Source organism: Kitasatospora sp. NPDC057223 (assembly GCF_042669755.1).
In the GTDB taxonomy this organism is placed as follows: Bacteria; Actinomycetota; Actinomycetes; order Streptomycetales; family Streptomycetaceae; genus Kitasatospora.
Window position 1 is genome coordinate 1 of sequence record NZ_JBHUWW010000218.1, and the last position, 8,578, is coordinate 8,578.

Annotated in this window: 11 protein-coding genes; 6 read left to right on the forward strand and 5 right to left on the reverse strand. The window is 71.2% G+C overall.

The features are described from left to right. The first annotated feature begins 140 nt into the window (after positions 1-140). Positions 141-284, forward strand: coding sequence for a hypothetical protein (locus tag ACFUK0_RS38450; protein WP_380258438.1), 144 nt, complete (start codon positions 141-143; stop codon positions 282-284). A gap of 16 nt (positions 285-300) precedes the next feature. Next, a complete protein-coding gene (locus ACFUK0_RS38455; RefSeq protein WP_380258440.1) occupies positions 301-555 on the forward strand; it encodes a type II toxin-antitoxin system Phd/YefM family antitoxin in 255 nt (84 codons plus the stop codon). Positions 556-1,267: 712 nt separating this feature from the next. Here the strand turns inward: ACFUK0_RS38455 and ACFUK0_RS38460 are convergent. Next, positions 1,268-1,657, reverse strand: a complete 390-nt coding sequence (locus ACFUK0_RS38460) for an STAS domain-containing protein (RefSeq protein ID WP_380258442.1) — start codon at positions 1,655-1,657, stop codon at positions 1,268-1,270. A gap of 269 nt (positions 1,658-1,926) precedes the next feature. Further along, positions 1,927-2,208 (reverse strand): MerR family transcriptional regulator, encoded by a 282-nt coding sequence (locus tag ACFUK0_RS38465; RefSeq protein ID WP_380258458.1) that lies wholly within the window; start codon positions 2,206-2,208, stop codon positions 1,927-1,929. 930 nt (positions 2,209-3,138) lie between these two features. Here ACFUK0_RS38465 and ACFUK0_RS38470 point away from each other — a divergent pair. Continuing rightward, positions 3,139-3,354 (forward strand): hypothetical protein, encoded by a 216-nt coding sequence (locus tag ACFUK0_RS38470; protein WP_380258444.1) that lies wholly within the window; start codon positions 3,139-3,141, stop codon positions 3,352-3,354. 717 nt (positions 3,355-4,071) lie between these two features. Here ACFUK0_RS38470 and ACFUK0_RS38475 read toward each other — a convergent pair. Next, a complete protein-coding gene (locus tag ACFUK0_RS38475) occupies positions 4,072-4,521 on the reverse strand; it encodes an SRPBCC family protein (protein ID WP_380258446.1) in 450 nt (149 codons plus the stop codon). Between the two features lie 436 nt (positions 4,522-4,957). Between ACFUK0_RS38475 and ACFUK0_RS38480 the strand changes: the two genes are divergently transcribed. From ACFUK0_RS38480 to ACFUK0_RS38490, 3 genes are all read left to right on the forward strand, one after another. Continuing rightward, positions 4,958-5,470, forward strand: a complete 513-nt coding sequence (locus tag ACFUK0_RS38480) for a Ku protein (RefSeq protein WP_380258448.1) — start codon at positions 4,958-4,960, stop codon at positions 5,468-5,470. After that, positions 5,391-6,149, forward strand: a complete 759-nt coding sequence (locus ACFUK0_RS38485; protein ID WP_380258450.1) for a hypothetical protein — start codon at positions 5,391-5,393, stop codon at positions 6,147-6,149. Before ACFUK0_RS38480 ends, ACFUK0_RS38485 begins: the two co-directional genes overlap by 80 nt. Before the next feature lie 461 nt (positions 6,150-6,610). After that, the gene (locus ACFUK0_RS38490) at positions 6,611-6,976 is read left to right on the forward strand and encodes a PRC-barrel domain-containing protein (protein ID WP_380258452.1); all 366 of its coding nucleotides are present in this window, start codon (positions 6,611-6,613) and stop codon (positions 6,974-6,976) included. Positions 6,977-7,411: 435 nt separating this feature from the next. Here ACFUK0_RS38490 and ACFUK0_RS38495 read toward each other — a convergent pair whose 3' ends face one another. Beyond that, positions 7,412-7,645: a DUF6296 family protein gene (locus tag ACFUK0_RS38495; RefSeq protein ID WP_380258454.1), complete on the reverse strand. Its 234-nt coding sequence runs from the start codon at positions 7,643-7,645 to the stop codon at positions 7,412-7,414. 328 nt (positions 7,646-7,973) lie between these two features. Beyond that, a partial coding sequence (locus tag ACFUK0_RS38500) for a hypothetical protein (protein ID WP_380258456.1) occupies positions 7,974-8,578 on the reverse strand: 605 nt, incomplete at its 5' end.

Consider the following 8,578-nt stretch of genomic DNA (forward strand, 5'->3'; position numbering starts at 1 on the left):
CGGCCTCAATCAGGCGAACGGTCAGGTCATCAGGCTGCGTTGGGTGCACCCCGCACATGATGCCGTACGAAGATCCGCCGGACAGAACCTAGCCGCAGACGCGGGCCCGCCCCCGCAGACGCGAGGGCGCCGGCAACCTGGTGGACGGGTACCTCCTGCAGCACGTCGACACGCAACTACGCACCGCCCTCTACACCTGGGTGCGCGCCGGCGACCCGGCCCAGGTCGCGGACCACCTCGCACGCCGCCCACGCGGCGCGACCAAGCCCTCAAAGGGTGCGTGAAATGTACAGTTTCGTCGTGGACGAGACTCTGCCGATCACCGCGGCCAGGGCGAAGTTCGGCTCCCTGGTACGCCGGGTCTTGCACGGCCGCGAGCGCATCACCATCACCGACCACGGCCAACTTGCCGCCGTACTCATCAACCCCCGGGAACTGGCCGCCCTCGAGGACGACCTGGCCCTCGCCCAGTACCGCGAACGCCAGAACACCCCCACCACGGCCGTCACGCCCCACGACGACGTACGCACAATCCTCGGCCTGGAACGCGGCTAATCCCCAGGACCAACCGGGACCGGACCACGATCCACGCCACCCCGGCCCGGCGAACCGCGCGACCGGCCTGCCGCCGCCCCGGGCCCCCGTCAGCAGGGGCGCCGCCGACCCGCAGCCCGCCGACAGGCCGGTCGGGTGCGGATGCCCACCCGCTTGGAGGACGGTCCGGTGCGGCGAGGATCTGCCCCCGCACGGCCGCCCCCGGCCGACAGCGCCGTCACCTCACGGCGGCCCCGCCAGGGCGGGGCGCCGCACCGGCCCACTCCCGGGGCGCGCGGCCCAGCGGGCTCATCCGCAGATAGACAGGCCAGGGAGCGCCGCGAACCCCCCGCGGGACAGACCCGGGAGCCTGCACCGGAGCCGCTGGGGTCGCGGGCGGCACATAGCGGTAGAGCGCGGTACCCGCCCCGATGAACGCCGCGTACGCACCGCGGTCAGCGGGGTCCGAACTCCACAGCGCCTTCGCCCGCTGCCACGCACACCGCAGCTCGGCCAGCGTGAACACCCGCTCCTGGGCAACCTCGACATGGTCGTTCGTCACAGCCGCCATCGTAGGACGCTTACGGGACAACGCGATCCGGCACGCCCAACCCGCCCCGGGATGCTCAGGTCCGTCGGGCCTGCGCCGTGAGACGGCCGCCCCGCGGGAGCCCTCCCACGCACGTACCGGTCCGGCAGCGACCCCCAGACGGCAACCTACGGGCGGGAGGACTCAACCGGACGGGTGCACCGGCCCGACCGCGGTCGATGCCGACGCGTCGCGGCTGATCCGCAGCACCCGGTCCACCCCGGTACGACTGAACAGTGCCGCCATCCGGGCGGTGGGGGCCAGCATGTGGAGCACCCCGCCTGCCGCCTCCACGCGCAGGCGGGCACGGAGCAGGGCGTTGAGGCCGCCGGAGTCGCAGAACCTCACCCCGGACATGTCCAGTAGCAGCTCCCCCGGCTCCGGGACCGCCGCCAGTAGCCGCTCCAGCGCCGAGCCCAGGATCGGCCCGGTGTCCTGGTCCAGATCCCCCACCGCCACCAGCACCGGATCACCCGTCCCCGGGCGCAACCGCACACTCAGCCCGGGAGGATCGACGTGCGCGGGCGCGGCCACCGGTATGTCCTCACCGCCACGCTCTCCTCGGTCCGGGAGTGCTCCCGCGAAACGGACGCGATCACCAGCCGGACCGCACACCGGGCGGACACCAACCGTAGCGCCCCACCAGCGACGCGACTCCGTGTCGCGCAGAGGCAACCCGTTCGGGAGTGCCTGCACGGATCACCGATCTGAGACGTCCGGGTGAGCGCGTTCCTGCAGCGGCCCGGCGGCGCTCCGACCAGCCTGCCAGGCCTGCCACGAGGCGGGCGGCTCCTGCGGCAACGTCAGGTGCCGGTGGCAGACAGCGGGCCGCCGGTAGCCCGGCGGAGTTCTTCGTTGAGGCGCAGGGCCTCTTCGAGCTGGTCCTCGAGGATGATGATGCGGCAGGCGGCGTCGATCGCGGTGCCCTGATCGACGAGGTCGCGGGCGCGCATGGCGATCCGCAGCTGGTAGCGGGAGAAGCGGCGGTGGCCGCCCTCGGACCGCAGCGGGGTGATGAGTCCCTGTTCGCCGAGGGCGCGCAGGAAGCCGGCGGTGGTGCCGGTCATGTCGGCGGCGCGGCCCATCGTGTAGGCGGGGTAGTCGTCGTCGTCGAAGGAATTTGGGGCGGCGGGGGTGTGCGGCTGGTCGGTCGTCGTAGTCACTGCACCTCTCTTGGTTATTGGTGAACGCGTCGAGGGGCCCCGGCGCCATGGCGGCTCCGGGGCCCCGAAGGGTTACATCACCATCTACCGACCCTGGGCCGGTCCTTGTTTCCGCAACTCCCCGGGGGAGGGGGCGTGCGGGGATCGCGTATGCGTGACCGGAAACCACCATCCTTCGTAACTGATGGGGTCTGCGGTGCCCGCCCGGGCGAATCATCCTCACCGGCCGGGCGATCCTGATGGCGCTCTGTCCCCTCCGTTCATCCTCTGTGGGTACTGATCTGAGTACTGCGAACTGCCGGGTGCTGCCGGTTCTTCTCAACACGGGTACTGCTCGGTACTGCTGGGCTGCCAACTTCACCTTGTCCGGCAGCCAGCCCCGTCGCCCGTCCTGCACTATCCCTGGCTTGGAACCCCACTGCCCGGACCTCCCAGCACGCGCGCCCGCAGCCCTGGCGCCTTTACTGAGAGTGCGCATAGTGCGCTCGACTGCACCTGCGTTCCGCTGCGGTACCACTCGTTGGCGGCCCCTGATCACTGCGGGCCACCCGGCCCGGCCGCCGGTCCTGTCGCCGTACTGCACCAACCTGGCTTCAGGACCCCACAACCGTGCCGACCTGCGAACTTCTACAACTCCCCCGCCAGTTCGTGTCTGGCGGATACCTCTCGACTGCTTGCTACGAGAGAAACACTAGCCACGACACCGAGCGATGTCTACTCCAGCCGACACAGATTTTTCGGTGTTCGAGAGGAAGGTAGTGTTCGCCCCGCCCCAGCGGCATCCGACCGGCGACACACCCCGCCGGCGCCCGCTCGAGGACCGGGCCGCAGACACAACGACGGGAGACGACGATGGACGAGCCGGCACCTCCGCACCCGCCGCACGCCGACCCGTCCCTGATGGAGGCCATCACCGACGCCGTCCACGACGGCAACGACAGCATCCTGCGACGCCTGCTCGCCCGCTTCGCCGAACAAGCCACCATCACCAACCTCTACACCCTGCGCGACGCACTCGACACCCGCCTGCGCCCCCACTGGGGCCACGGTCGCGGGCTCCACCGGTGACCCACGACGACTGCCCCCTCCACCACCTGATCACCCAGGCCCGCCACTGGAGCACCGCCGCCCCGCACCCAACCGGCCGCAGCGCACCCACGAACGCGCCTGGCCGCCTGGTGGACGACCCACGGACGTCAGAACAGCGGGCCCCGGCGGGAAGAACCCACACGCCGACCGGACCCCGACCACCCAGCGGGACAAGGGTTGACCGGCCCGACAGAGCCCGAACGGCCCCAGCCGACCAACCACACCGCGGCCGGCACCGGTCAGTCGACGCTCCGCGGACCGGTGGCGTAGGCCGGGGAAGGGGCTGCCCGATGCCGGCCCGCCCGGCAGCCGCGCGACACGAGGGGGCATCGCCCAGGTCGCCGGGCAGTACTCGTCGTACCGTTGTGGCGGGGAGAGCGGGCAGAGCGGGTGAACGCCATGGAAGATCATGCGACCGGCCGTGCGGCACCGGTCATGACCTGCGGCGAATGCGGGCAGCTGACCGAATGGAATCCCACGTCCTTCTGCAGCTGGACCTGCTATGACGCCCGGCCCCGCGACCCCGCCAGCGCGCCCGACGCCCTCGCGTACTTCTTCGGCCTCGGACCGCCCACCCGACTCAACCACCCCCGCAACCCCTGACCACCCTGCTCCGCGCCGCAGGTGCCGCCTGCTCCTCAGCGGACGCAACGCGCCCCCGCCGCGGACGCGGCGGGGACGCGAGAGGGCCTGCTGTCAGAGCTGGCCGCGGTACCCGCCGGTGGCAGTGCCGCGCTCCTCGATGAAATGCTTGAACCGCTTGAGGTCGCCCTTCACCTGCCGGTCCAGCACCCCCATCATGTCGGCGGCCTTCTCGGCCATCCCGCCGGGCTGGAAGTCCATCTCCATCAGCACCCGGGTACGCGTCGCGTCGATCGGCTCGAACCGCACCATCCCCGTCTGCTTCACGTCACCGCTCGTGGTGCGCCAAGCAACGTGGTCGTCCGCGACCTGGTCGACGATCTCCGTGTCGAACTCCCTCGACACACCGGCGATCTTCGTCTTCCAGTGGTTGTGCCGGGCGTCGAGCTGGGTGATCTCCTCCACGCCCTCCATGAACTTCGGGAAGTCCTCGAACTGCGTCCACTGGTTGTACGCCGTACCCACCGGCACGTCCACGTCGATCGATTCCTGCACCTTGCTCATCGCGTCCACTCACCTTCGAGTCGCACCATCGGTCAGATCCTGGGGTCAGGGTCGGTCGCAGAGCACCTGCCCCGACCCCCGGCCCATATGCCGGGCTCGTACCGATTCCGCCCCCGACCAGTGCTATCGGCAACCCGGGAGCCCCGTACCAACACAAGGGGTGACCGCCCGCGCCGGTTCACGCGAACGTCCCGGGCCTCGGAGAGAGAAGGCCCGGGACGGTGATGAGAGGCTCCGCCCGCCGGCGGTTTCGCAGCCACCCGGCACCTACCCGCCCCACCACATCCGACCCGTCCGGAGTGTGGCGGTTCGGGCCACGTGGGCCGAGCGGACGCACCCCCTGGCACCGTGAGCGACGACGTGGCACAACTGGAGGTGCAGGGGGGATCCCGTTCCGGGCGCCGGGTGCCGGTGCCCGTCCGAGAGAAGGCCCGCCATGGCAGCGCGTCCCATCTGGAGTGGGATCCTGAGCTTCGGCCTCGTCTCCGTCCCCGTCTCCCTGTTCGCCGCGACCGAGGACCACACCGTCTCCTTCCGGCAGATCCAGCGCGGCACCTCCGACCGGGTCCGCAACAAGCGCGTCAACGAGTGCACCGGTGAGGAGGTCCCCTTCGGGGAGATCGTCAAGGGGTTCGAGGTCTCCGAGGGCGAGTACATCGTCGTCGAGCCCGACGAGCTGGAGCAGCTCTCCCCCGGCCGCTCCAAGACGATCGAGATCACCGGCTTCGTCGACCTCGACCAGGTCGAGCCGATCTTCTTCGACAAGACGTACTACCTCGGCCCCAAGGGCAAGGAGTACGCCAAGGTGTACACCCTCCTGCAGCAGGCCCTGGAGAAGGCCGGACGCGGCAGGCATAGCCCTGTTCGCCATGCGCGCCAAGGAGTACCTCACCGCGATCCGGGCCGACCGGGGGATCCTGACCGCGCACACCATGCACTTCGCCGATGAGGTCCGCGACCCCCGCACCGAGATCCCCGCCCTCCCCGCCACCGATGCCGCCGCCGTGTCCGACCGGGAGCTCGCGATGGCCGGGCAGCTCATCGACATGCTCGCCGTCGACTGGAACCCCGACGAGTACAAGGACACCTTCGAGGAGAAGGTCCACGAACTCATCGCCGCCAAACAGGCCGACCGCGAGGTGACCACCGCAGCTGCTGCCCCCAAGCCCAGCAACGTCCTCGACCTGATGGAGGTCCTCAGCCGCAGCCTGGAAAGCGCCAAGCCCGCCCACGGGACGAAGGCCGCCGCACCCGCCGAGGACAAAGCCGAGAAGAAGGCGCGGCCGAGCACGGCTGCCGCCGCGCAGGGCGAGCGCCCCGCCGGCGGACGACAGGCAGCGGTGGGGCGGTCCGCTCAGCGCCAGCCCAAGGAAACCGGCGGCAAGAAGACCACCGCCACCTCCCCCGCCGGGCGCACCCGGGCGGCGACCAGCGCGACGGGCAAGAAGACCGGCGCGGCGGCCGCCACGGCACGGCGTCGCGAGGACCTCTCCAAGCTGACGAAGACGGAGCTGTACAGGCGGGCCGCCGACCTCGACCTGGCGCACCGATCCACCATGAACCGGGAGGAGCTCCAGGCCGCCCTGGAGAAGGCCGGACGCGGCAGGCACCTGCGGCCCGCGTCCTGACCCACGCCATCCGGCAGACGGAAGTTGGCGCGGGGCCGTCCAGCCGGGGGCTGACCATGACTCTGCCCCGGGCCGGCGGCCCGGCACGCCAACATGTATCCCCGGCCGCCGGGCGTAAACACCTGCGGCGGCCGGGTCTGAACCACGGGCTGGTCCCAGACGGCTGTGTGGGGGTGCCGTCCGGGACCCGGGACGCTGCCCACCGATCCGCCTGACCCCGGAACGGGGATGCTCGGCGGGTATCAAGTTTGGCGGATGTCGGGGGTGAACGGTCTGCCGGGCGTCGACGGCGTGGGTGGGGTGGGGCTCTGCCACCCCTGAACCGCGAGGTTGGGCCGAAGCCGGTTTGCCCCCCCTCTTGTTCAGGCGGGTGTGCCCTGCGAGGAACGGGGCAGTCGGGCCTGGCAGCGAGCGTCGCGCCGGGAAGAGCCCGCGCGAGGCCGCATGGCGAAGGAGGCGGCATGAGCGGCACCGACATCTGGGACTTCCGCAGCACGGCAGGCCACGTCTCCGGCACCGACCTGGTCGGCTTCCAGGTGGACGCCACCGACGGCCACATCGGCAAGGTCGACAAGCTGTCCGAGGAAGCCGGCCCCCAGTACCTGGTGGTGGACACCGGCCCGTGGATCTTCGGCAAGCACGTCCTGCTCCCTGCCGGCACCATCGTGCGCGTCGACGAGGACGACAAGAAGGTCTACGTCGACCGCACCAAGGACGAGATCAAGAACAGCCCCGAATACGACCCCGAGGAGCACAACGCGGCCGACACCACCTACCAGGACTCACACACTGGCTACTACGGCCCCGACTACGGCGAACCCATCTGACCCCGGGCCGTGCCCAAGCGGGCCGCCACCGACACGGTGGCGGCCCGCTGCGCTGCGCCCCGCGCCGACCACGTCACTCGCCACGCTACGGAACCCGGCCCGGCCACATGGGGGGCGTACCGGGCCTGGGACGCCTTCACCCGTCCGCTCCGGACCCGGTGGTGCGGTGCGGAGCACGGTGGGAGCGGACTGCCGGCGTGGACGGTATCCGGCCGGAGACGGAAGGCTGCTCGCACCTCACGGCGTCAGACCCGGGCGAGGAAAGATCGGTTCATCGGCTCTGTCCTCCTCAAGGACCCCGTTCCGGCCCCTCCTCGCGGATTCCTTCACCCTCCGCGCCTGGGCGGTCAGCGCAAGTATGGATCGAGCGGTCCTCAGGCGTTGCCCTGCCCGGGTTGAGGCCGCAGTCGGTTCGCCAGGCCGGTGCCGGCGTGCTCAGAGCGGTTGGGCGTGTACGGGGGTGCCGGGTGCGGGATGGCCGCCCAGGTCGACGAGGTAGGCGATGCCGTCTGCCGTGATCTCTACCTGCATGCCGTTCTCGCCGGCGAACAGCGGGTGACCGCGCGGACCCAGGCCGCCCTGGCGCCGCACGACGGCGGTCTCCTGCTGGGCGTGGCAGCCCTGAGGTCCGGGGAAGGTGATGAGCCAGCGTCCGGGGTTGTCGGTCATGATGATCACGTTCCTCCGCGCCCCACCGGGTGGCCCCACGGCAAGTGACGCGTACTGCAATGACCCCGCTTCCGCTCGCACACGAGGCCGCGAGTCGCGGCAGGACGCGCCAGCTTTCCGGGCGCCCTGACCCGGCACGGTGCCCCAGCACAATGACGAGTTGTACCCGCTACGGCATACCGGCGGCGGCCGAGCGGACGGGCGGATTCGTCTGCTCCGATCACCGGCGGGTAGGCGGTTCTCGGTCCTGCGCCCAACCCTGCCACGGTCGAGTACGGGCCACGGCGGAACCGACACCGGCCGCCCCGGTAGCCGTGGAGTGGGTCTGTCAGATTCCACGGCTGGGGTCGTCGGTTCCGTGGCGTGCCGGGACGCGGTGCCAGCGGTGGAGGCCGTGGCGGTGGCTGCCGAACTCGGCGTCGGGCGGCACGTCCGGAGCCTTTTTGGATGCCTGGAAGCGCGAGGCGGTGGCGCCGCCCTGCGAGTCGGCGGCAGCCGGGTTCGCAGTGGCGGTGTCCGCGGCGGCAGCGCGGGCTCGGGCTTCGGCGGCGTCGGCGCGTGCGTTGGCGGCGTCGACGCGGGCGTCCGCAGCCTGGGCCTGGGCTTCGTCGCGCCGCTCGGCGAGCGCGTCGCGCTCCTCGCGGGCGGCGGCCGTCTGGCGGCGGGACTCCTTGAGGCCGCCGCGTGCGTCCTGGTGCAGCCGTGAGGCGCGGCGGGCGCCGACGAGCAGCATCCCCAGGCCGAGGACGGCGATGGCGCCGATCGCGATGCCGTAGAGGAAGAGGGTGCCGGTGGAGCCGGTCACGTGGTAGCCGAAGACGGAGAAGTCGCCGGCTGTGTGGGAGGCGCCCGTGTTGGTGAGGACGCCGGCCACGCCGATGACGACGGCGGCGAGGAGGATGACGAGACCGATGATGAGGATCATGACGCCTC

Bases quoted from the DNA above. Each gene is read 5' to 3' on its own strand.
- ACFUK0_RS38465 (WP_380258458.1), bottom strand. From the start codon at position 2,208: ATGGGCCGCGCCGCCGACATGACCGGCACCACCGCCGGCTTCCTGCGC.
- ACFUK0_RS38470 (WP_380258444.1), top strand. From the start codon at position 3,139: ATGGACGAGCCGGCACCTCCGCACCCGCCGCACGCCGACCCGTCCCTG.
- ACFUK0_RS38475 (WP_380258446.1), bottom strand. From the start codon at position 4,521: ATGAGCAAGGTGCAGGAATCGATCGACGTGGACGTGCCGGTGGGTACG.
- ACFUK0_RS38480 (WP_380258448.1), top strand. From the start codon at position 4,958: ATGGCAGCGCGTCCCATCTGGAGTGGGATCCTGAGCTTCGGCCTCGTC.
- ACFUK0_RS38485 (WP_380258450.1), top strand. From the start codon at position 5,391: ATGCGCGCCAAGGAGTACCTCACCGCGATCCGGGCCGACCGGGGGATC.
- ACFUK0_RS38490 (WP_380258452.1), top strand. From the start codon at position 6,611: ATGAGCGGCACCGACATCTGGGACTTCCGCAGCACGGCAGGCCACGTC.
- ACFUK0_RS38495 (WP_380258454.1), bottom strand. From the start codon at position 7,645: ATGACCGACAACCCCGGACGCTGGCTCATCACCTTCCCCGGACCTCAG.